General features: G+C 68.6%; 17 protein-coding genes. All 17 read left to right on the top strand.

Going from position 1 to position 22,642, the window contains the following annotated elements; all coding sequences use genetic code 11:
- The first annotated feature begins 127 nt into the window (after nt 1-127).
- A complete protein-coding gene (locus CUR96_RS04950; protein ID WP_102192151.1) occupies nt 128-1,093 on the top strand; it encodes a squalene cyclase in 966 nt (321 codons plus the stop codon).
- A gap of 19 nt (nt 1,094-1,112) precedes the next feature.
- Nucleotides 1,113-1,550, top strand: coding sequence for a type II 3-dehydroquinate dehydratase (locus CUR96_RS04945; protein ID WP_180968948.1), 438 nt, complete (start codon nt 1,113-1,115; stop codon nt 1,548-1,550).
- Nucleotides 1,551-1,721: 171 nt separating this feature from the next.
- On the top strand, nt 1,722-2,282 hold the full coding sequence (gene efp / locus CUR96_RS04940) for an elongation factor P (protein ID WP_102192150.1): 561 nt from the start codon (nt 1,722-1,724) through the stop codon (nt 2,280-2,282).
- Nucleotides 2,283-2,285: 3 nt separating this feature from the next.
- The gene (gene nusB / locus CUR96_RS04935) at nt 2,286-2,696 is read left to right on the top strand and encodes a transcription antitermination factor NusB (protein ID WP_102192149.1); all 411 of its coding nucleotides are present in this window, start codon (nt 2,286-2,288) and stop codon (nt 2,694-2,696) included.
- A gap of 47 nt (nt 2,697-2,743) precedes the next feature.
- Nucleotides 2,744-6,019, top strand: coding sequence for an SNF2-related protein (locus tag CUR96_RS04930; RefSeq protein WP_102192148.1), 3,276 nt, complete (start codon nt 2,744-2,746; stop codon nt 6,017-6,019).
- Nucleotides 6,020-6,242: 223 nt separating this feature from the next.
- Nucleotides 6,243-7,634 (top strand): MFS transporter, encoded by a 1,392-nt coding sequence (locus tag CUR96_RS04925; protein WP_102192279.1) that lies wholly within the window; start codon nt 6,243-6,245, stop codon nt 7,632-7,634.
- 2 nt (nt 7,635-7,636) lie between these two features.
- A complete protein-coding gene (locus CUR96_RS04920; RefSeq protein WP_245861084.1) occupies nt 7,637-9,259 on the top strand; it encodes an FAD-dependent oxidoreductase in 1,623 nt (540 codons plus the stop codon).
- On the top strand, nt 9,256-11,364 hold the full coding sequence (locus CUR96_RS04915) for a molybdopterin oxidoreductase family protein (RefSeq protein WP_102192147.1): 2,109 nt from the start codon (nt 9,256-9,258) through the stop codon (nt 11,362-11,364). The genes CUR96_RS04920 and CUR96_RS04915 overlap by 4 nt, the downstream gene beginning before the upstream one ends.
- A 74-nt stretch (nt 11,365-11,438) precedes the next feature.
- Entirely contained in the window at nt 11,439-13,016 is a 1,578-nt protein-coding gene (locus tag CUR96_RS04910; RefSeq protein WP_102192146.1) for a Rieske 2Fe-2S domain-containing protein, read from the top strand.
- Nucleotides 13,017-13,097: 81 nt separating this feature from the next.
- Nucleotides 13,098-13,628, top strand: a complete 531-nt coding sequence (gene pyrR / locus CUR96_RS04905) for a bifunctional pyr operon transcriptional regulator/uracil phosphoribosyltransferase PyrR (RefSeq protein ID WP_102192145.1) — start codon at nt 13,098-13,100, stop codon at nt 13,626-13,628.
- The gene (locus CUR96_RS04900; protein ID WP_102192144.1) at nt 13,625-14,590 is read left to right on the top strand and encodes an aspartate carbamoyltransferase catalytic subunit; all 966 of its coding nucleotides are present in this window, start codon (nt 13,625-13,627) and stop codon (nt 14,588-14,590) included. The genes pyrR and CUR96_RS04900 overlap by 4 nt, the downstream gene beginning before the upstream one ends.
- The gene (locus tag CUR96_RS04895; protein WP_102192143.1) at nt 14,587-15,891 is read left to right on the top strand and encodes a dihydroorotase; all 1,305 of its coding nucleotides are present in this window, start codon (nt 14,587-14,589) and stop codon (nt 15,889-15,891) included. The genes CUR96_RS04900 and CUR96_RS04895 overlap by 4 nt, the downstream gene beginning before the upstream one ends.
- Complete coding sequence (locus CUR96_RS04890) at nt 15,888-16,415, top strand: hypothetical protein (protein ID WP_102192142.1); 528 nt, start codon at nt 15,888-15,890, stop codon at nt 16,413-16,415. Before CUR96_RS04895 ends, CUR96_RS04890 begins: the two co-directional genes overlap by 4 nt.
- Nucleotides 16,412-17,575: a glutamine-hydrolyzing carbamoyl-phosphate synthase small subunit gene (gene carA, locus CUR96_RS04885; protein WP_102192141.1), complete on the top strand. Its 1,164-nt coding sequence runs from the start codon at nt 16,412-16,414 to the stop codon at nt 17,573-17,575. Before CUR96_RS04890 ends, carA begins: the two co-directional genes overlap by 4 nt.
- Complete coding sequence (carB, locus tag CUR96_RS04880) at nt 17,575-20,862, top strand: carbamoyl-phosphate synthase large subunit (protein ID WP_102192140.1); 3,288 nt, start codon at nt 17,575-17,577, stop codon at nt 20,860-20,862. The genes carA and carB overlap by 1 nt, the downstream gene beginning before the upstream one ends.
- Nucleotides 20,859-21,704 (top strand): orotidine-5'-phosphate decarboxylase, encoded by an 846-nt coding sequence (gene pyrF, locus CUR96_RS04875; RefSeq protein ID WP_102192139.1) that lies wholly within the window; start codon nt 20,859-20,861, stop codon nt 21,702-21,704. Before carB ends, pyrF begins: the two co-directional genes overlap by 4 nt.
- The gene (gene gmk / locus CUR96_RS04870; RefSeq protein WP_102192138.1) at nt 21,697-22,605 is read left to right on the top strand and encodes a guanylate kinase; all 909 of its coding nucleotides are present in this window, start codon (nt 21,697-21,699) and stop codon (nt 22,603-22,605) included. The genes pyrF and gmk overlap by 8 nt, the downstream gene beginning before the upstream one ends.
- The last annotated feature ends 37 nt before the right edge of the window (nt 22,606-22,642 follow it).

Below are 22,642 nucleotides of genomic sequence, written 5' to 3'. Positions count from 1 at the left end.
GAGATGCGGCGCGCGCTCGTGTGATTCGGTTCGAGACGCTTTCTTCTTCGACATCGTTGCGTCGGTCACCCTCATATGGCTACCGTGAGGGCGTCTGCGATCGCGTGACGAGAATCGGGGGACGACGATGCTCGAGACCCACCTCGCACAGTGGCTCCTGGATTCTGACCCGGCACTGCGATGGCAGATCGAGCGCGATCTTCTCGAAGCGCCCGCGGAGGTGTGGCAGACGACGCGTGCGCGAGTCGCCACGGAGGGCTTCGGAGCCGAGTTGCTTCGACACCAGGATGCCGACGGGCAGTGGGCAGGCGGTGCGTTCTTCCCCGCCGGGTGGGAGTGGGGAGGCAGTGAGCCGCAGCCGTGGACGGCGACGACCTGGGTGCTCAAGGATCTGCGTGAGTGGGGCGTCCCCGCGTCGTCGCTGGAAGGGACGGCGGAGAAGCTCTCGGCCACGCGCTGGGAGTATGAGGATCTGCCGTACTGGAGCGGCGAGGTGGACTGCTGCATCAACTCCTGGACGCTGTCGAACGGGCTTTGGCTCGGCGCAGACGTCGATGCGATCGTCGACTGGTTCCTCGATCATCAGTTGGATGATGGCGGGTGGAACTGCGAATGGGTCGAGGGGTCTCAGGTCTCGTCGTTCCACTCCACCCTCAACGCGTTGATCGCCCTGCTCGACTACCGGCGTGAGAAGGCGGATCCAGCGCGTGTCGCCGCTGCCCGAAGAGGCGGCGAGGAGTACCTGCTGAACCGGGCGCTGTTCCGGCGTCGCTCGACGGGTGAGCCGTTCAACGAATGGGTGTTCAGCCTCGCGCATCCGCGCCGCGCTTATTACAACGTGCTGGCCGGGGCCGACTACTTCCGCGGCGCCGCCGAAGCGGACGGCAGCGCGCCCGATCTGCGGATGACAGACGCCATCGAGAACATCCGCTCGCAGCGCCAACCCGACGGTCGGTGGTTGCAGGGACATCGCCTGCCGGGCGCGGTCTGGCTTCACCAGGATGCGCCGGCCGGGGAACCGTCGAAATGGGTGACGCTGCAGGCGATGCGCGTGCTGAACTGGTGGGACGCGGCATCGTCGCGCACCGGCTGATAGTGTGCCGGACGTGACGATGCCCCGCCGCCTTCTCCTGGTCAACGGCCCGAACCTCAACCTGCTCGGCACACGCGAGCCCGAGGTCTACGGCACGGCCACCCTCGCCGACGTCGAGCGTCTCGCGGCGGACACGGCATCCGCCCTCGGGTTCGAGGTGCGCGCGATCCAGAGCAATCATGAGGGCGTGCTCATCGACGCCATCCACGCGGCGCGCGAGGATTGCGCCGGAATCGTCATCAATCCGGGCGGCCTGACTCACACATCCGTGTCTCTGCGCGATGCGCTCACGGGTATCGGGCTGCCGTTCGCGGAGGTGCACATCTCGGATGTGTACAAGCGCGAGGAGTTCCGGCGTCACTCGTACCTGCATGACGTCGCCGCGGTGCGCGTGATCGGTCGCGGTATCGACGGTTATGCGGATGCCGTGCGCGAACTGCTCGCGCAGTTGCCGTAACCCGTGTCAGAACGGCGGGGGAGCGTCGCTCGGCGCCGGCACGGAATTCCAGTGTGACCGCGAAGGAAGTCGGCCGACGGACGGGCATCCCGTAGAATCGACTGTCGGCCCTCCCTGACCCGGTTGCAGGGCGGACCGCGGACAACCACACACGAACGGAACTCTCAGCGCATGGCATCTACCGCAGACATCAAGAACGGCGTCGTCCTCAGCATCGACGGACAGCTGTGGAACGTCATCGAGTTCCAGCACGTCAAGCCGGGCAAGGGCGGCGCGTTCGTGCGCACCAAGCTCAAGAACGTCATCTCCGGCAAGGTCGTCGACCGCACCTACAACGCCGGCGCGAAGATCGACATCGAGAACGTCGACCGCCGCGACTTCACGTACCTGTACGCCGACGGCGACGGCTTCGTGTTCATGGACACCTCCGACTACGACCAGATCACGGTCCCCGGCCCGACCGTCGGAGACGCGAAGAACTTCCTGCTGGAGAACCAGCAGGTCACGATCGCGCTGAACAACGGAAACCCGCTCTACATCGACCTGCCGGCATCCGTGACCCTCGAGGTCACGTACACCGAGCCCGGCCTGCAGGGCGACCGCTCCTCGGCCGGCACGAAGCCCGCGACCGTCGAGACCGGCTACGAGATGCAGGTTCCGCTGTTCGTCGAGACCGGCACGAAGATCAAGGTCGACACCCGCACCGGCGACTACCTCGGTCGCGAGAAGTAAGGCGTGGGCGCTCGTACGAAGGCGCGCAAGCGCGCTCTCGACATCCTGTTCTCAGCCGATGTCCGCGGCGACGAGATCGCCGTGACTCTCGCCGCCGAGGCGAAGCGCGCCGTCAGCGAACCCGCCCGTGAGGCCTCCTGGCTCTACGCCCGCGAGGTCGTCGACGGCATCATCGATCATCGTGACGAGATCGACGAGCTGATCACCACCCACAGCCGCGACTGGAAGCTCGAGCGGATGCCCGCCGTCGACCGCGCCCTGCTGCGGATCGGCACCTGGGAGATCCTCTACAACGCCGACGTGCCGACGGCCGTCGCCATCGACGAGGCCGTCGAGCTCGCCAAGGAGTTCTCCACCGACGATTCCGGTGCCTTCGTGCACGGTGTGCTCGCCCGGGTGGCTCGCGCCGCCTGAGCGGACACCGCAATCCGGATGTCGGATGCGGTGGGGAGGATGAAACCATGTCCGCACCCCACGTCGATCTCCGTGATCTTCTGCGGATCACCGATGCCGGCGGCTATCAGCGCGGCCTCGCCTACTTCCGCGAGGGCAACGTGCTCCGGGTCATCTGGGACGAAGAGACCCAGCGGCTCGGCGCACAGGTGCGCGGCAGCAACGGCGCGGCCTATCGCACCGAGGTGCGATTCTCGCCCGCCGGCGGCAAACGGGCGATCCGCTCGACGTCGTGCACGTGCCCTGTGCAGATGGGCTGCAAGCACGTGGTCGCGACCGTGCTCTCGTCGAACACGGCCACGGAGGCCGAGCGTGCCGCTGCCCTGTCGACGCCGGCTGCACAGCGCGCGCAACCGGCCGCACCCGCCTGGAAGTCGCTCCTCGGACGCGCGGTCGTGGATCGCACGGTACCGCTCGCTCTCGGGGTCGAACTGCGTCACCGTGCGGCCAGGGGCGACAACCACTGGGCGCCGCGGCCGGTGCGGCCCGCGAGCGCCCGCGACGTCGCCAAGCGGGAAGGTGAGCTCCTCCTCGGCATCCGCCCGCTGATGCGCAGCGACTCGACCGGCTCGTGGATCCAGGGCCACGCCGCGTGGGACCTCGTTCGCCGCGATGCGTCGCAGTTCGGCCGGACGCAGACGCGCTGGTTCGCCGATCTTCTCAGCATCGCCCGTGATTCGATGCTCTCCGGCAATGCCGGTGAGTGGCTGATCGTGGACCAGATCGAGTCGACGCTGCTCTGGCCGCACCTGCGCGCGGGTTCTGCGCTCGGGATACCGCTGGTCGCGAGCCAGAAGAGCACGTCGGTCGCGCTCGGCGGCTCGGGTTCGATCTCGGCCCGCGTCGCCAGGGCTGACGACGGGGGCCTGGTCGTCGACGCGGACATCGCGATCGACGGCAGAGAGGTGTCGGCCGCGGAGGTGCATGCGATCGGGCACTCCGGCGTCTACGCGGCGACGGTCCTCGGCAACCGGGTCCTGGTCACGCTCGCGGAGGTGCCGCTCAGCGATCCGGTACGCGCTTTGCTCGACGCTGCCGGTTCCATCCCCGTTCCTGCCGCCGATGAGGCTGCGTTCCTGCACGATGTGTACCCGGCATTGGCACGACGTGTGCAGGTGCAGGCGGTCGGCGCCGTGCAGCTGCCGGTGATGCCGGTGCCGGAGCCGACGCTCGTGCTCTCGTTCCATCGCGGCGACGTGGTGAAGTACGCCTTCGAGTGGACGTACGAGGGTCACGGGCGCGTGCCCTTCACCCCGTCCGCTGATGCCGTGCGCGACCACACCCTCGAGTCCGAAGGCCGCCAGGAGCTGGAGTCGTTCTGGCACGAGACGTTCGGCGAGCCGCTCGAAGCATCCGGGTCCTTCGCCGACGTCGAGGCCGCCGAGTTCGTCGCCCATGTCGTGCCCGAGATGGAGGCGCGCGGGGTTCTCGTCGTCGCGGACAAGCGCAAGACCTATCACGAGCTCACCGGAGCTCCCGAGATCACCGTCACGACCGTCGAGAGCACCGATCCCGACTGGTTCGACCTCGGCGTGATCGTGAAGATCGACGGACGCAGCATCCCGTTCGAGCCGCTGTTCACCGCGCTCAGCAAGGGCAAGAAGAAGATGCTGCTCGTCGACGGCAGCTACTTCTCGCTGAACCACAAGGCTCTCGATCAGCTGCGGGAACTGATCGATGAGGCGTCCGAACTGAACGAGTGGGAGACCGGCCCCCGTATCAGCCGGTATCAGACCGACCTCTGGGAGGAGTTCGAGGACCTCGCCGACGAAGCCCTGCCGGCCGTGAGCTGGCGCGCCACGGCAGACGGACTGCGCGCGGCCACCGAGGTGCCGTCGAGTCCCGTCCCGCGGGGGCTGCAGGCAGAGCTGCGCCCCTACCAGAAGACCGGATTCGACTGGCTCGCGTTCCTCTGGGAGCACCGGCTCGGCGGAATCCTCGCCGACGACATGGGGCTCGGCAAGACCCTCCAGCTGCTCACGCTCGTCCTGCATGCGCGCGAGTCGGGGGAGCGGCGCCCCTTCCTCGTGCTGGCGCCCACCTCGGTTCTCGCGACCTGGCACGCCGAGGCTGAACGATTCGCGCCCTCGCTGCGGGTCCGGATCCTGGAGAGCACATCGGGCAAGCGCGACGACTCGGTCGCGGATGCCGCCGCGCGCGCCGACGTCGTCGTGACGTCGTACACGCTGGCACGCCTGGATGAGGACGAGTTCGGTGAGATCGAATGGGCCGGGCTCATCCTCGACGAGGCGCAGTTCGTGAAGAACCCGAAGACCAAGCTGCACCGCTCGATCGCCGGCTTCCGGGCAGACGTGACCTACGCCGTCACCGGCACACCCCTGGAGAACAGTCTCAGCGAACTGTGGGCGCTGCTGAAGCTCGCAGCCCCTGGGCTGTTCGCGTCGGCCAGGAAGTTCCGCGAGGAGTACATCCAGCCGATCGAGAAGGGCAAGGTCCCCGAGAACGAGGAGGGCGGCGAGTACCGCCAGCGGAGGATCGAGCGGCTTCGCCGACGCATCCGCCCACTGATGCTGCGCCGCACGAAGGAGCTCGTGGCACCTGACCTGCCCGAGAAGCAGGAGCAGCTGCTCGAGGTCGAGCTGAGCCCCGCCCACCGCGCCCTCTACGACGTCGTGCTGCAGCGCGAAAGGCAGAAGGTGCTGGGACTGCTCGCTGATCTGGACCGTAACCGCTTCATCGTCTTCCGGTCGCTCACGATGCTCCGCATGCTGAGCCTGGCGCCCGGCCTCGTCGACGAAGACGACGCGAAGCTCGGCTCGCAGAAACTGGACGTGCTGCTGGAGCGGGTCACCGAACTGCAGGCCGAGGGTCACCGCGCACTCGTGTTCAGCCAGTTCACCTCCTTCCTCGCTCTCGCCGCCGACCGGCTCGAGCAGGCCGGGATCCCCTATGCCTATCTCGACGGATCCACCCGCAAACGGCAGCAGGTCATCGAAGGTTTCCGTGCCGGCGAACAGCCCGTGTTCCTGATCAGCCTGAAGTCCGGCGGATTCGGCCTGACGTTGACCGAAGCCGACTACGTGTTCATGCTCGACCCGTGGTGGAACCCCGCCGCGGAGGCGCAGGCCATCGACCGCACGCACCGGATCGGCCAGACCCGGCCAGTGATGGTCTACCGGATGATCTCGACCGGCACCATCGAGGAGAAGGTGCTGGCTCTGCAGCAGCGCAAGGCCCGCCTGTTCACCGCCGTCATGGACGACGAGGCGCTGTTCGCTCAGACTCTGACGGCAGATGACATCCGAGGACTGTTCGAGTCCTGAGTCCCGGCTGCACCCGCAGTTCGCGGCACAGACTCTGTTTCCGGCATGTGACGAGACGCTAACGCGGTCATGGCACCCGGCGTGACGTGGAAGTGACACAGCGGTAACCCGCCGAGCGGGGTGCCGAAACACGCGCTCCCTAGCATCGGACTCGAGCCCACGGATGCTCCGCATCCGGTCGACCCGCTCGATCGACACCGCTCGTCCAACCCAGGGAGTCCGCATGGTCAGCACCGAAACGTCGCCCCGCACCGACACCGCACCCTCTTCGACCACACTCACGCATCGTCCAGGCCGCTGGATCGACGGGTTCGACCCGGAGAACGCGGACTTCTGGGAGTCGGAGGGCCGCTCGATCGCCCGCCGGAATCTCGGCTGGTCGATCTTCGCCGAGTTCCTCGGCTTCATCGTCTGGCAGCTGTGGAGCATCGTCGTCGTGATGCTCCCGGCGGCCGGCTTCGCATTCACCAGCGCCGAGACCTTCTGGCTGATCTCGTTGCCGAGCCTCGTCGGCGCGACGCTCCGCTTCCCGTATACGTTCATGGTCCCGAAGTTCGGCGGCCGCAACTGGACGATCGTCTCAGCGGCGCTGCTGCTCATCCCCGCCATCCTGCTGAGCTTCGCCGTCGGCAACCCGGAGACGCCGTTCTGGGCGATGCTCGCGATCGCAGCCCTCGCCGGTTTCGGCGGTGGCAACTTCGCGAGCTCGATGGCGAACATCACGTACTTCTTCCCGCAGAAGGAGAAGGGCTGGGCGCTCGGCCTCAACGCCGCCGGCGGCAACCTCGGCACCTCCGTCGCCCAGTTCGTGGTGCCGATCGTCGTCACCGCCGTCGCCGGTGTGACCCTTCTCCCGCTGGCCGGCTGGATCTGGGTGCCGCTGATCCTGGTCGCGATCTGGGGCGCCTGGCGGTACATGGACAACCTGTCGTCGGCCAAGGCCGACTTCGCGGGCTCCGCAGCCGCATTGCGCGAACCGCACCTGTGGCTGCTCGCCCTGCTCTACATCGGCACCTTCGGCTCCTTCATCGGCTTCGCGAGCGTGTTCCCGAAGCTCATCGCCGACCAGTTCCCCGAGTTCTCGGCGATCCAGATCGGCGCCGCCGGAGTGTCGCTGGCCTTCCTCGGTGCGCTCGTCGGCTCGCTCTTCCGTCCGCTGGGCGGGCGCCTCGCCGACCGCTTCGGCGGAGCACGGGTCACCATCGGCGCGTTCGCCGTCATGGCGGCCGGCGCCTTCGGCATCCTCGGCGTCCTCGCGCTGAACGAATTCTCGCTGTTCCTCGCCTGCTTCCTCGTGCTCTTCGCGGCGACGGGCATCGGCAACGGAGCGACGTACCGCATGATCCCCAGTGTGTTCCTGGCACGCGCGGTGGCCGCAGGCAGCACCGATATCGGCGCCACGCAGCGCAAGGCGGCGGCCGCGCTCGGGCTGATCTCGGCGATCGGCGCCTACGGCGGGTTCGTGATCCCGCAGGTGCTGAACGCCTCGCAGCAGGCATCGGGCGGCTATGAGCCCGCGTTCGTCGGATTCGGCATCGCCTATCTCGTGCTGCTGACACTGACGATCGTCATCTACGTGGTGCCGCGCGCGTCGCTCGCCCAGCGTCAGGTCTGATCGTGACGGCACCGGGTGCACCGCTGCGGGTGGTCGTGGTCGGATTCGGCCCGGTCGGCGCACGGTTCTGCGAGGAGCTGCTGCCGAGCGTGCGATCGGGGAGCATCGAGCTCACGGTCGTCGGTGCGGAGCAGGAGGCTCCGTACAACCGGGTCCTCATCGCCGAAGTGGCGGTCGGACAGGCCGAGTTCGACGACATCGTGCTGCACGACCCGGCCGAGATCGTCGACGCGGGAGCGCAGATCCTGTCCGGCACCCGGGTCGTCCGCATCGACCGAGAGCAGCACGAGGTCGAGATCTCCACCGGTGAAGTGCTGCCGTACGACCGGCTCATCCTCGCGACGGGTGCGCGCTCCAACATCCCGACACTCGTCGGCGTCGAACGCCGGGCGTACGACGCCGCAGCGCTGGCACGTGCGGGAACCGGTGTGATGGGAGCCGATCCCGCGCTGCCGGAGGGCGTGACGGTGCTGCGCGACCTGGCGGATGCCGACCGGATCGGCTCGGCCATCCGGTCGGGCGCCCGCATCGTCGTCCTCGGCGCCGGCGTGCTCGGCCTGGAGTTCGCGCTCCTCGCCGCCCGAGCCGGGGCCCAGGTCTGCGTCGTGCATCACGGCCCCACCCCGATGCCGCGCAACCTCGACCGCGGTGCCGGCACGGTGCTCGCCAGGAGCCTCCGTGAGGCCGGCGTCGCCGTACTCGCGCACAGCGTCGCCGAGTCCGTCGCCTTCCACGCGGAGGAGGCGGGCGTCCGTCGCTTCGACGCACTCGTCACCGCCGACGGAAACTACGTGCGCGGCGATCTCCTCGTGATGTCGTGCGGTGTCGGTGCGAGGGCGGAACTCGCCACGGCGGCGGGGCTCCGCACCGCCGCCGGTGTCGTCGTCGACAGCTCGCTGCGCTCGTGGACGGATCCTGATGTCTACGCGATCGGCGACTGCGCGCATGTCGTCGATCCCGAGCACGTCCGCGATGCCGGGGATCGTCTTCCCGGTGCTCCGTCCGGACTCATCGGACCGGGCTGGCGCCAGGCCGATTGGCTGGCCGCACAGCTCAGGGCGGAAGCCGAGGGCGGATCCTTCCAGGACGAGCCGCCGGTGGAGCGCCCGGCGGTCGTCATGCTGAAGGGCGAAGGCGTCGACGTGGTCGCGGTCGGCGACGTCAGCATCGAACTCTGGGACACCCCGCCCTACGGGGAGTCCGGACCGCATCGGCACGTGGCGCAATGGGCCGATCCGCAACACGGCCGCTACGTGAAGATGGTCTCGCGAGACGGAGTCCTCGAGGCGTTCGCCAGTGTCGGGATGCCGCGCACGGCCGCCGAGCTGACGGTGCTCTACGAGCGCGGCGGCGAGCTTCCCTCCGACCGCTCGCTCCTGCTGCGTCTCGACGGTCCCGATGACGACCCGAGCGCCGGTGGCGACGCGTTCGCGCCGACCGCGACCGTCTGCTGGTGCAACGGCGTCACCGTCGAACGTGTGGAGGCCTCCGTCCACGCGGGGAACGCCACGGTCGCATGCGTGGGCAAGGACACCCGTGCCGGCACCGGATGCGGCGGTTGCAAGGGCCGTCTTGCCGAACTCATCGAACGCTTCGGCTCACCCCTCCTGGCGCCGTCCGCATGACCGCCGGCGCCGAGACCCACTGCCCGTACTGCGCCCTGCAGTGCGCGATGACGCTCCTGCCGAAGTTGCCGGGAGCGCCCGCCGACGACCCTCGTCTGACCGTCGAAGGCCGCGCGTTCCCGACCAACAGGGGCGGACTCTGCAAGAAGGGCTGGACCTCGTCGACCCTTCTCGACTCGGCCGATCGCGTCATGCAACCGCTCATCCGCGACGCCGAGGGCGAACTGCAGCCCGCGACCTGGGATGACGCCCTCGATCTCATCGCCGAGACGCTCCGCAGCGTCCGCACGCAGCACGGTGCTGATGCCAACGGAGTCTTCGGCGGCGGCGGTCTCACCAACGAGAAGGCCTATCAGCTCGGCAAGTTCGCCCGCATCGCGCTGGGCACATCGCGTATCGACTACAACGGCCGTTTCTGCATGTCATCGGCGGCCGCGGCTTCGAACCGCGCATTCGGGGCCGATCGAGGACTGCCGTTCCCGTTGACCGACCTCGACGCCGCGCACACCGTCCTGCTGCTCGGATCGAACGTCGCCGAGACGATGCCGCCATTCCTTTCGCACATCGAGGGTGCTCGCGCCGCCGGCGGGCTCATCGTCGTGGATCCGCGCCGCAGCTCCACGGCACGTCTGACCGACGACGACCAGGGAATCCATCTCGCGCCGGCCCCGGGGACCGATCTCCAACTGCTGCTCGGGCTGACCCACATCGTCATCGCCGAGCGACTGCACGACGCCGGCTACATCCGCGATCGGACGGCCGGTTTCGCCGAACTGCGCCGTTCGGTCGCCGGCTGGTGGCCGGAGCGGGTGCAGCAGGTGACGGGCGTACCGGTCGTCCTGCTGCGCCAGGTCGCCCGCCGTCTGGGCTCCGGACGCCCCACGTACATCCTCACCGGTCGCGGCGTGGAACAGCACGTCAACGGCACCGACACTGCCACCGCCGCCATCAACCTGGCTCTCATCCTCGGTCTGCCCGGCAAGCCGGACTCGGGCTACGGCACGCTCACCGGCCAGGGCAACGGTCAGGGCGGCCGCGAGCACGGTCAGAAGTCCGATCAGCTGCCCGGATACCGGAAGATCACCGACCCGGAGGCGCGGGCACACGTCGCAGGAGTGTGGGGGGTGCATCCGGACGACCTCCCGGGGCCCGGGCTGCCGGCGGTGCAACTGCTGGCGTCCATCGGTGAACCGGGCGGCATCCGCACCCTTCTCGTGCACGGATCGAACCTCTCGGTGTCGGCGCCGAACGCCGGGGGAGTGCGTGAGCGACTGCGCAGTCTCGACCTGCTCGTCGTCTGCGACTTCTTCCTCTCAGAGACGGCACAGCTCGCCGACGTCGTGCTCCCGGTGACGCAGTGGGCCGAGGAGGAGGGCACCATGACGAGCCTCGAAGGGCGCGTCATCCGCCGTCGGAAGGCGATCGATCCGCCGGCAGGAGCCAGAAGCGAACTGTGGATCATGGCCGAGCTCGCGAGGCGGCTGGAGGCACCCGGGCGTTTCGACCTCGACCCGGCGGATGTCTTCGACGAGCTGGCCCGCGCATCGGCGGGCGGGATCGCGGACTACTCCGGTCTCAGCCATGCGTTGCTCGATGAGGGGACGCCGGCATACTGGCCGTATCCCGCAGGTTCCGGCGGCACTCCGAGGCCGTTCGAGCGACGTTTCGCGCACTCCGACGGGCTGGCGAGGATCGTCGCCGTCTCGGTCGCGCGACCGTCCGAACCCGCTGCAACTGGTGGCGAGCTCACCCTCATCACCGGCCGGCTCCTCGAGCACTACCAGTCCGGAGCGCAGACGCGCCGGGTTCCGGAGCTGATGGACGCGCGCCCTCGGCTGGAGGCGACGCTGCACCCCGCCACAGCCGCGGACCGCGGTCTGGCGGACGGCGACGACATCGAGCTCTCCAACGGCCGCGGGGTCGTCCGAGCCCGGGTCACGACGACCACCGGCATCCGGCCGGACACCGTGTTCCTGCCGTTCCACTACCCGGACGATCACAGCGCGAACCTCCTCACCAGTGACGCCACCGATCCGATCTCATCGATGCCGGAGTTCAAGACGGCGGTCGTGCGGCTCCGCGCGATGTCCGTCGCCGCACCCTGATGGTCCGGCTCGGACTCCGCGGGCGCCCAGAGAGGCCCGGGTAGAATCGAGCGGTTCACTTCAGGAGGAGCGCAATGCGGATCACGGGACTCGGCCATGCCGGGATGTTCATCGAGACGGCCGGCGGAAACATCATCTGCGACCCCGTGCTCGGGCCGTCCTTCTTCGGCTCCTGGTTCCCGTTCCCCGACAACCGGGGCCTCGACTGGGAGCGGTTCGGCCGCGAAGCGGACTTCCTGTACATCTCGCACCGGCACCGGGACCACTTCGATCCCAAGCTGCTCGAGCGGTACATCCGCAAGGACATCGAAGTGCTCCTGCCGGAGTACCCGATCGACGATCTCGAGAAGGACATCCGCGCCCTCGGCTACGACAACATCACATACGCGCCCGCCGGCGAGGTCATCGAGCGCGGCGACCTGAAGATCATGATCACCCCGCTGCGTGCCCCCAGCGACGGCCCGATCGGCGACTCGTCGCTGAGCGTCGACGACGGCACCGGATCGGTGCTGAACCAGAACGACTCGCACCCGCTGGATCTCGAGGCGCTGCTCGACTTCGGCACGCCCGATGCCTATTTCACCCAGGTCTCCGGCGCGATCTGGTGGCCCATGGTCTACGACTTGCCGCTGGAGGCCAAGCAGAACTTCGCTCAGCTCAAGCGCGACGCGCAGAACAAGCGCGCGATGTACTACATCGAGAAGGTCGACGCTCCGCACGTCTTCCCGATGGCCGGTCCGCCGATGTTCCTCCGCGACGAGCTGTTCGACTTCAACGGCCTGGGCCGGAACGGCGAGTCGATCTTCACCGATCAGAAGCAGTTCCTCGCGCACATGAAGGAGCTGGCGCCGCAGTACGACGGCCGGCTCTTCATTCCGGGCACGGTCGTGACCGTCGACGGCGGAGCTGTCACGAGCGAGCAGACGCTGTACACGGACGCTGAGATCGCGCACATATTCGACGAGAAGTGGGACTACCTCGAAGAGCAGCGCGCCGCGCGACAGCAGGAGATCCGTGATGAGGAGGCTTCGCGCGCCGAGATCATCGCGCCCGCGGAGATGCTCGAGGCGATCAGGACCTGGTGGGAGCCGCTGCTGAAGAAGTCGCGCACCATCCGTCTCGGCGTCGGCGGGTGCGTGCGGTTCCGCATCGGCGAGCTCGACATGGTCGTCGACTTCCCGCGCGCGAAGGTGCGCGAGTACGCCGGTGACGAGTGCATCTACTGGTACACGATCCCCGCCGACCTCGTCTCGACGAACATCCGCGACCATGAGATCGACTGGTCGAACTCGATCTTCCTGTCCATGCAGTTCCATGTGGGCCGCAGCGGCAAGTTCAACGAGTTCCTCACCACCTTCCTCAAGTGCCTCTCGGTGGATCGCATCGAGTACGTCGAGAACTGGTACTCCGAGCAGACGGACCAGACGGAGGATGCCGAGGTCGGCGACTGGGTCGTGCAGCGCCGCTGCCCGCACCTGCGCGCGGATCTCACGAAGACCGGCAAGGTCGACGAGGACGGCATCCTCACCTGCAGCATGCACGACTGGAAGTGGGATCTGAACACCGGGCGCTGCCTGTCCACGAGCGGGCACGCGATCCGCTCGAAGAAGATCGACGACGTCACCGACGAGGCGCTGCGGCCGGCGGTCTGAGGGATGCGGGATCGCTCCGCTAGACTCGACGGAGCAAGCAACCTTTAACACCGTCCTGTGAGGCGGAGAAGGGAGCGGCGAATGAGCACGCGCACCGTGCTGCATGAAGCCGATATCTCGCGGGCACTGACCCGTATCGCACATGAGATCCTCGAATCCAATCGGGGGGCTTCCGGACTCGTCCTGCTGGGGATCCCGACCAGGGGCGTCACGCTCGCACACCGCCTCGGCGCTTTGATCAGCGACATCGCGCAGACCCCGATCCCGGTCGGGTCTCTCGACATCACGCTGTTCCGCGACGACCTGTCGAAGCATCCGACGCGGTCGCCGCATCCGACCGACATCCCGGTCGGGGGCATCGACGGGAAGACGGTCGTCCTCGTCGACGATGTGCTCTTCTCCGGCCGCAGCATCCGGGCTGCGCTCGACGCGATCCAGTCGATCGGCCGCCCTGCCGTCGTGCGTCTCGCGATCCTCGTCGACCGCGGCCACCGAGAGCTGCCGATCCGTCCCGACTACATCGGCAAGAACATCCCGTCCGCCCGGACCGAGCGGGTCAACGTGCGCCTGCGCGAGAACGACGGCGCCGAGGAGGTGACGATCGGCGAATGAGACACCTCCTCGACACCCGCACGCTCGACAGGGCGACGGCCCTGCAGATCCTCGACATCGCCGAGGACATGGCCGACACGCAGTCCCGCGAGGTCAAGAAGCTGCCGACGCTGCGCGGCAAGACCGTCGTGAACCTCTTCTTCGAGGACTCCACACGCACCCGCATCTCCTTCGAGGCCGCCGCGAAGCGCCTCTCCGCCGACGTCATCAACTTCGCGGCCAAGGGGTCCAGCGTCTCCAAGGGCGAGAGCCTGAAGGACACCGCGCAGACCCTCGAGGCCATCGGAGCGGATGCCGTCGTGGTGCGCCACCCCGGCTCCGGCGCCCCGCAGACCCTCGCCACCAGCGGCTGGATCTCGGCCGGCGTCGTGAACGCCGGTGACGGCACGCATGAGCATCCGACTCAGGCCCTGCTCGACGCCTACACGATCCGCAAGCGCCGGTTCGGCGCCGCCAGCCGGGGTCGCGATCTCTCCGGCATCCGCGTCGTCATCGTCGGCGACGTGCTCCACTCGCGCGTCGCGCGCTCCAACGTCTGGCTGCTCGCGACCCTCGGCGCCGAGGTGACGCTCGTCGCTCCGCCCACCCTGGTTCCGCAGAACGTGTCGCTCTGGCCGGCGCGCGTCGTCTACGACCTCGACGAGGCCCTCGCCGAGGGGCCGGACGCCGTGATGATGCTGCGGATCCAGCTTGAGCGCATGAACGCCGCATATTTCCCGACTGAGCGGGAGTATTCCCGCCGCTGGGGTCTGGACGCACTGCGAGTCGCGCGGCTTCCGGAAGGTAGCATTGTGATGCACCCCGGTCCGATGAACCGAGGACTGGAGATCTCCTCCGAAGCCGCTGATTCGCCCCGTTCGACGGTGCTGGAGCAGGTGGCGAACGGAGTCTCCGTCCGGATGGCGGTGCTGTACCTGCTGCTGGCAGGAGAACGAGACGACGAACGAGGGGGAGACCTGTGAGCGAGACCCTCGTCATCACCGGCGCACGGCTTCTCGGCGCGGACAGCGCCGACATCATCGTGGAGAACGGGACGATCACCGAGATCGGCGCAGGCCTCAGCAGGGCGGGCGCCCGCGTCATCGACGCGGACGGCCTGGTCGCGCTGCCCGGCCTCGTCGACCTGCACACGCATCTGCGTGAGCCCGGCTACGAGGCGTCCGAGACGATCCTCACCGGCACGAGGGCGGCCGCTGCCGGGGGTTTCACCGCCGTCTTCGCGATGCCGAACACCTCACCGGTCGCCGACACGGCCGGCGTCGTCGAGCAGGAGCTCGCCCTCGGCGAAGCCGCCGGCTACGCCACGGTGCAGCCGATCGGCGCCGCGACGGTCGGGCAGAAGGGCGAGCGTCTCGCCGAACTCGGCGCCATGGCCTCGTCCCGTGCGAAGGTGCGCGTCTTCAGCGACGACGGCTTCTGCGTGTTCGACCCCCTCATCATGCGCCGGGCTCTCGAGTACGTGAAGTCCTTCGGCGGGGTCATCGCGCAGCACGCTCAGGACCCGCGCCTCACCGAGGGCGCCCAGATGAACGAGGGCACCGTCTCGGCAGAACTCGGCCTCGCCGGCTGGCCGGCCGTCGCCGAAGAGTCGATCATCGCCCGCGACGTACTCCTCGCCGAGCACGTGGGGTCGCGTCTGCACGTCTGCCACCTGTCCACTGCCGGCTCGGTCGACATCATCCGCTGGGCCAAGAAGCGCGGCATCGACGTCACCGCCGAGGTCACCCCGCACCATCTGCTCCTCACGGACGAACTGGTGCGCGGCTACGACGCCCGGTACAAGGTGAACCCGCCGCTGCGCCGGGAAGAGGACGTGCTCGCCGTGCGCGAAGGCCTCGCCGACGGCACGATCGACATCGTCGCGACGGATCACGCGCCGCATCCGAGTGAGCACAAGGCGTGCGAGTGGCAGGCCGCGGCCAACGGCATGGTGGGCCTGGAAAGCGCCCTGCGCGTCGTGCACCAGTCCATGGTGCAGACCGGTCTCATCGGCTGGGAGGATGTCGCCCGTGTCATGAGTGCGGCTCCTGCCCGCATCGGCATGCTCGCCGGGCATGGCACACCGCTCGAGGTCGGACGGCCCGCGCAGATCACGCTCTACGACGCCTCGGTCGACGGGGTGTTCACCGAGGCCGACCTGCATGGGCGCAGCACGAACTCGCCCTACCTGGGCAGGCCGCTGCCCGGACGGGTGCAGTACACGGTGCACGGGGGCGTCGTGACGGTGGATGCCGCCGCGGTCGTCGAGGAGCTGAACGGATGAGCGTACGCGACATCGCCATCGCGATCACGATCGCCGTGGCACTGCTCGTGCTGCTGACGATGTTCTTCGCCTGGCGTCGGCGCCTGCGTCGCGATTCCGGCCTCAGCGCGCCGCTCGGTGTTCCCGAGCACGCAGAGGTCGGGAGCCGGCACGAGGTGCTCTACGTCTCGACCACCCAGCACGACAAGCCCCTGGAGCGCCTGGCGATCTCACCGCTGGCCTATCGGGCACGCGGCGAACTCGCGGTCACGGACCGCGGGATCGCGCTCTGCCTCGACGGTGCCCCCACGGTGTTCCTCGCATCGGCGAAGCTCCGCGCGATCGACCGCGCGACCGTCACCATCGACCGCGTCGTCGAGCCCGGCGGACTCGTCCGCATCGTCTGGAACGCCGACGACGACACGACCGTCGACTCCTATCTCCGACTCACCACCGGAGACCCGAAGAACCTGATCTCCGAACTGCAGCGACTCGTCGCCCCATCCGACGGCCCAGCCGCCCCCGACCAAGGAGCCGCACAATGACCCCTTCGACACACGCCGGGACCTCGCTTCCCGAGAAAGCCGTCCTCGTCCTCGAGGACGGAACCCGTCACACCGGACGCGCCTACGGCGCGCTGGGCACCACGCTCGGCGAGGTCGTCTTCGCCACCGGCATGTCCGGCTATCAGGAGACGCTGACCGATCCGTCCTACGCGGGGCAGATCGTGCTGCAGACGGCACCTCACATCGGCAACACCGGTATGAACGACGAGGACCCCGAGTCCCGCCGGATCTGGGTGGCCGGATACATCGTCCGCGACCCTTCACGCGTCGTCTCCAACTGGCGCGCCGACACCTCGCTCGACGCCGCCCTCGCCAAGGATGGCATCGTCGGCATCAGCGGCATCGACACCCGGTCGATCACCCGGCACATCCGCTCGGCGGGTTCGATGCGCGGCGGCATCTTCTCCGGCCCCGCCGCCGACCTCGATCCCGAGGAGCAGCTGCGCACGGTGCAGGAAGCGCCACTGATGTCCGGACGGAACCTCTCGGCGGAGGTCTCGGTCGACGTCGCCACGATCACGACAGCGCTGGGGGAGCGGATCGGCGACCTCGCCGTGCTCGACCTCGGCGTCAAACAGGCCACGATCGACAACCTCGCCGCTCGCGGCTTCGATGTGCACGTGCTGCCGCAGAACGTCACCATCGAGGAGATCCGCGCCATCGACCCGGTCGCGGTGTTCTACTCGAACGGGCCCGGCGACCCCGCCGCATCCGACGGCCACGTCGAACTGCTGCGCGCCGTGCTGGACGACGGGTTGCCGTTCTTCGGCATCTGCTTCGGCAATCAGCTGCTCGGCCGAGCGCTCGGCCTCGGCACCTACAAGCTGCCCTTCGGTCATCGCGGCATCAATCAGCCTGTGCTCGACAAGACCACGGGCAAGGTGGAGATCACCGCGCACAACCACGGCTTCGCGGTCGACGCCCCGCTGGACGGGCCCTTCGACAGCCCGAACGGCTACGGCAAGGTCGAAGTCAGCCACATCGGGCTGAACGACAACGTGGTCGAGGGTCTGCGCGCCCTCGACATCCCGGCCTTCTCGGTGCAGTACCACCCCGAGGCCGCCGCCGGCCCGCACGACGCCAACTACCTCTTCGATCGCTTCGCGGCAATGGTCCGCGAGAACAAGGACGCCAAGTAATGCCCAAGCGCGACGACATCCGCTCCGTCCTCGTCATCGGCTCCGGCCCCATCGTCATCGGCCAGGCCTGCGAGTTCGACTATTCCGGCACCCAGGCGTGCCGGGTGCTGCGCGAGGAGGGCGTCCGCGTCATCCTCGTCAACTCCAACCCGGCCACGATCATGACCGATCCGGACTTCGCCGACGCCACCTACGTCGAGCCGATCACCTGGCAGGTCATCGAGACCATCATCGCCAAGGAGAAGCCCGACGCGATCCTGCCGACCCTCGGTGGTCAGACCGCGTTGAACGCGGCGATCGACCTGCACAACCACGGCATCCTCGAGAAGTACGACGTCGAGCTGATCGGTGCGAGCTTCGAGGCGATCAACAAGGGCGAGGACCGCCAGATCTTCAAGCAGCTCGTGCTGGATGCCGGCGCCGATGTCGCCGACAGCCGCATCGCCCACACGATGGACGAGGTCCTCGCCGCGGCGGGCGAGCTCGGGTACCCGCTCGTCGTGCGTCCCTCGTTCACGATGGGCGGCCTGGGTTCCGGCTTCGCCTACGACGAGAGCGACCTGCGACGCATGGCCGGCGCCGGACTCCACGACTCGCCGACCAACGAGGTGCTCCTGGAGGAGTCGATCCTCGGCTGGAAGGAGTACGAGCTCGAGCTCATGCGCGACACGGCCGACAACACGGTCGTCGTCTGCTCGATCGAGAACGTCGACCCGGTGGGCGTGCACACGGGCGATTCGATCACCGTCGCTCCGGCGTTGACGCTGACCGACCGCGAGTACCAGAAGCTGCGCGACATCGGCATCGACATCATCCGCGCGGTGGGCGTCGACACCGGAGGCTGCAACATCCAGTTCGCGGTCAACCCGGAGAACGGCCGCATCATCGTCATCGAGATGAACCCGCGCGTCTCCCGCTCGAGTGCGCTCGCCTCGAAGGCGACCGGCTTCCCGATCGCGAAGCTCGCCGCGAAGCTGGCGCTCGGATACCGTCTCGACGAGATCCCGAACGACATCACCGGGGTGACCCCGGCGAGCTTCGAGCCGACGCTCGACTACGTCGTGGTCAAGGTGCCGCGGTTCGCCTTCGAGAAGTTCCCGGCCGCCGACGTCACGCTGACGACGACCATGAAGTCGGTCGGCGAGGCGATGGCGATCGGCCGCAACTACGCGACAGCGCTGCAGAAGGCCCTCCGTTCGCTGGAGAAGCGCGGCTCGAGCTTCCACTGGGGCGCCGAGGACCGCACGGTCGAGGAACTCCTGGAGATCTCGAAGACGCCGACCGACGGGCGCATCGTGGTGCTGCAGCAGGCGCTGCGCAAGGGAGCCACCCTCGAGCAGGCCTTCGACGCCACGGCGATCGACCCGTGGTTCCTCGACCAGATCGTGCTGATCAACGAGGTCGCCGAGATCGTGCGGACGGCTCCCGAGCTGGACGCCGCCACCCTGCGCTACGCCAAGGAGCACGGCTTCTCCGACGCGCAGCTGGCCGAACTCCGCGGCACCACCGAAACCGAGATCCGGGCCAGCCGCCACGGACTCGGCATCCGCCCGGTCTACAAGACGGTCGACACCTGCGCGGGGGAGTTCCCGGCGCTCACGCCGTACCACTACTCGAGCTACGACTTCGAGACCGAGGTCGCGCCGTCGGAGCGCACCAAGGTGGTCATCATCGGCTCCGGCCCGAACCGCATCGGCCAGGGCGTCGAGTTCGATTACTCCTGCGTGCACGCGTCGTTCGCGCTGTCGGATGCCGGCTTCGAGACGGTCATGGTCAACTGCAACCCGGAGACCGTCTCCACCGACTACGACACCTCAGACCGGCTCTACTTCGAGCCGCTCACCCTGGAGGACGTGCTCGAGGTCCTCGATGCCGAAGCCGCCAGCGGCACCATCCTCGGCGTCGTCTGCCAGCTCGGCGGACAGACGCCACTGGGGCTCGCGAAGGGCATCGAGGCGGCAGGGTACGCGATCCTCGGCACCAGCCCCGAAGCGATCGACCTCGCCGAGGAGCGGGCGCTGTTCAGCGGCATCCTCGACGCGGCCGGACTCCTCGCGCCCCGGCACGGCACCGCGACCGACGTCGACGGCGCCGTCGCAGTGGCCGAGGACATCGGCTACCCGGTGCTCGTCCGCCCGAGCTTCGTGCTCGGCGGTCGCGGCATGGAGATCGTCTACGACACCGAGAGCCTGCGCGACTACTTCGTGCGTACCGCCGGCGAGGTCATCATCGAAGAGGGCAAGCCGCTCCTCGTGGACCGCTTCCTCGACGATGCGATCGAGATCGACGTCGACGCGCTGTACGACGGCGTGGACCTGTACATCGGCGGCGTGATGGAGCACCTCGAGGAGGCCGGCATCCACTCCGGCGACTCCAGCTGCACCCTGCCGCCGATCTCGCTCGGCCGCTCCGACATCGACCGGGTGCGCACCGCCACGCTCGCGATCGCCGAGGGCGTCGGCGTTCGCGGTCTGCTCAATGTGCAGTTCGCGATCAGCGCCGGCGTGCTCTACGTCATCGAGGCGAACCCGCGCGCCAGCCGCACGGTGCCGTTCGTTTCGAAGGCTCTGGGCATCCCGCTCGCGAAGGCCGCCAGCCGGATCATGGTCGGCGCGACCGTCGCCGAGCTGATCGGCGAGGGGATGCTGCCCGAGCGCGACGGTTCACGGGTGCCCCTGGGTGCGCCGGTCGCCGTCAAGGAGGCCGTGCTGCCGTTCAAGCGGTTCCGCACCAAGGAAGGCAAGATCGTCGACTCGGTGCTGGGCCCGGAGATGCGCTCCACCGGCGAGGTGATGGGCATCGACAAGGACTTCCCGACCGCGTTCGCGAAGAGCCAGGCCGCGGCCTACGGTGGCATGCCGACATCGGGAACCGTGTTCATCTCGGTGGCCGATTCCGACAAGCGCGCCGTGATCCTGCCCGCGCACCGGTTGCAGCAGCTCGGCTTCACGATCGTCGCGACCGAGGGCACCGCCGAGATCCTGTCCCGCAACGGCATCGCCGTGACGGTCGTCGAGAAGTACAGCGACACGCAGGTCAGCGGCGCGCGGAACATCGTCGACCTCATCAACGACGGCGAGATCGACATCGTCGTGAACACGCCGTCCGGCGGCACCGCCCGTGCCGACGGCTACGAGATCCGGGCAGCCGCGGTCGCCGCGGACAAGGCCCTGTTCACCACGATGGCGGTGCTCGGCGCTGCGGTCAGCGGGATGGACGCGGCGCACAAGGGCTTCGACGTGCGCAGCCTGCAGGAGTACGCGCTCGACCGGAAGGCGGCGCTGTGAGCCCACGCTTCGGTGAGCGGGTCCGCGCGGCACTGGACGCGCGCGGACCGCTCTGCGTCGGAATCGACCCGCACGCGAGCCTGCTGGGCTCCTGGGGCCTGTCCGACGATGCCGCCGGAGTCCGCGAGTTCGGGCTCCGCACGGTGGATGCCGCGGCGGGCCGTGCCGCGATCGTGAAGCCGCAGGTGTCGTTCTTCGAGCGGTTCGGCTCCGCCGGCATCGCCGCGCTCGAGGATGTGCTGCTAGCGGCACATGCTGCCGATCTGCTCGTGATCGCCGACGCGAAGCGGGGCGACATCGGCTCGACGATGGATGCCTACGCCGCAGCCTGGCTGACACCGGGCTCGTCGCTGGAGGCGGATGCCGTCACCGTGAACCCGTTCCTCGGTGTGGGGGCGCTCGACGGCGCCTTCGCGCTCGCGGAGCGCACCGGCAAGGGACTGTTCGTCCTCGCCGCCACGAGCAACCCCGAGGCCCGGCTCCTGCAGCGCTCGACGAACGATCAGGGCAGCACGGTCTCGGCTGCGCTCATCGCCGAGGTATCGGCGCGCAACGCGCAGACGACACCGGCAGGGGAGTGGGGGAGCTTCGGCTTCGTCATCGGCGCCACCGTCGACTGGGCGGATGCGGGACTCGCGCCGTTCGCACCGGCAGCGCCGATCCTCGCCCCGGGTTTCGGCGTGCAGGGCGCTGCACCCGAGGATCTTCGTCTGCGCTTCGGCGCGATGAGCGAGTGCGTGATCGCGAGCGAGAGCCGCAGCATCCTGATGGCGGGCCCGGCGGACCTCGCCGCGGCCATCGACGCGCGCAACGCGCAGTACCTCGAGGTGACCCATGGCTGAGGGCAGGACCGTTCCCGAGGTCGACCGCGCCGCGGCGGCCCGCAAGGCCGTGGAGCGTCGTCGCGCACGTGCCGCACTCAAACGCGACCTCACGATGAGGGTGACGAGCCCGCAGACGGTGCTCGCGCACGCCACCGCCGATGCGGACTCGGTCGCGGGCTCCATGCGCATCACCGACTTCCTGCTGGCGCTGCCGGCGATCGGCTCGGGGAAGCGCGATCGCATCCTCGCCGATCTGCACATCTCTCCGGTGAAGCGCCTCGGCGGTCTCGGCGTACGCCAGCGCGTGCTGCTCCTGGACTGGCTGGATGGCAGGTTCCCGCAGCCACACCCGCGCGACGGACGCAGCCGTCTGCTCGTGCTGGCCGGTCCCACCGCCGTCGGAAAGGGCACTGTCGCGGCGCACATCCGGGAGAACCATCCCGAGATCCACCTCTCCGTCTCCGCGACGACGCGCGCACCGCGGCCCGGAGAGATCGACGGGGTGCACTACTACTTCGTCGACGACGCGGAGTTCGACCGGCTCATCGCGAACGGCGAGCTCCTGGAGCATGCGGTCGTGCACAACCGCTCCCGCTACGGCACGCCGCGGGCTCCGATCGACGACGCTCTGGCTCAGGGGAAGACCGTACTGCTCGAGATCGATCTGCAAGGCGCGCGTCAGGTGCGTCAGGCCGAGCCGTCCGCCACACTGATCTTCCTGCTGCCGCCGAGCTGGGACGAACTGGTCCAGAGACTCGTCGGCCGCGGCACCGAAGGCCCCGAGGAACGGGCGCGTCGCCTGCGCACGGCGAAGGTGGAGCTGGCCGCTCAGAGCGAGTTCGATCACCGCATCGTGAACGAGGACGTCGCCGTTGCCGCGCGCGAGGTCGTAGAATTGTCTTCAAGCTCTGTGCGCTGAACGTCTCCCGCGCCTATTGCACCGTCTTCGCGACGAT

Origin of the sequence: Microbacterium aurantiacum, from assembly GCF_002872075.1 — a bacterium.
In the GTDB taxonomy this organism is placed as follows: Bacteria; Actinomycetota; Actinomycetes; order Actinomycetales; family Microbacteriaceae; genus Microbacterium; species Microbacterium aurantiacum_A.
The sequence above is the reverse complement of the archived record's forward strand: the minus strand, read 5'-3'. Positions and strand labels throughout refer to the sequence as shown.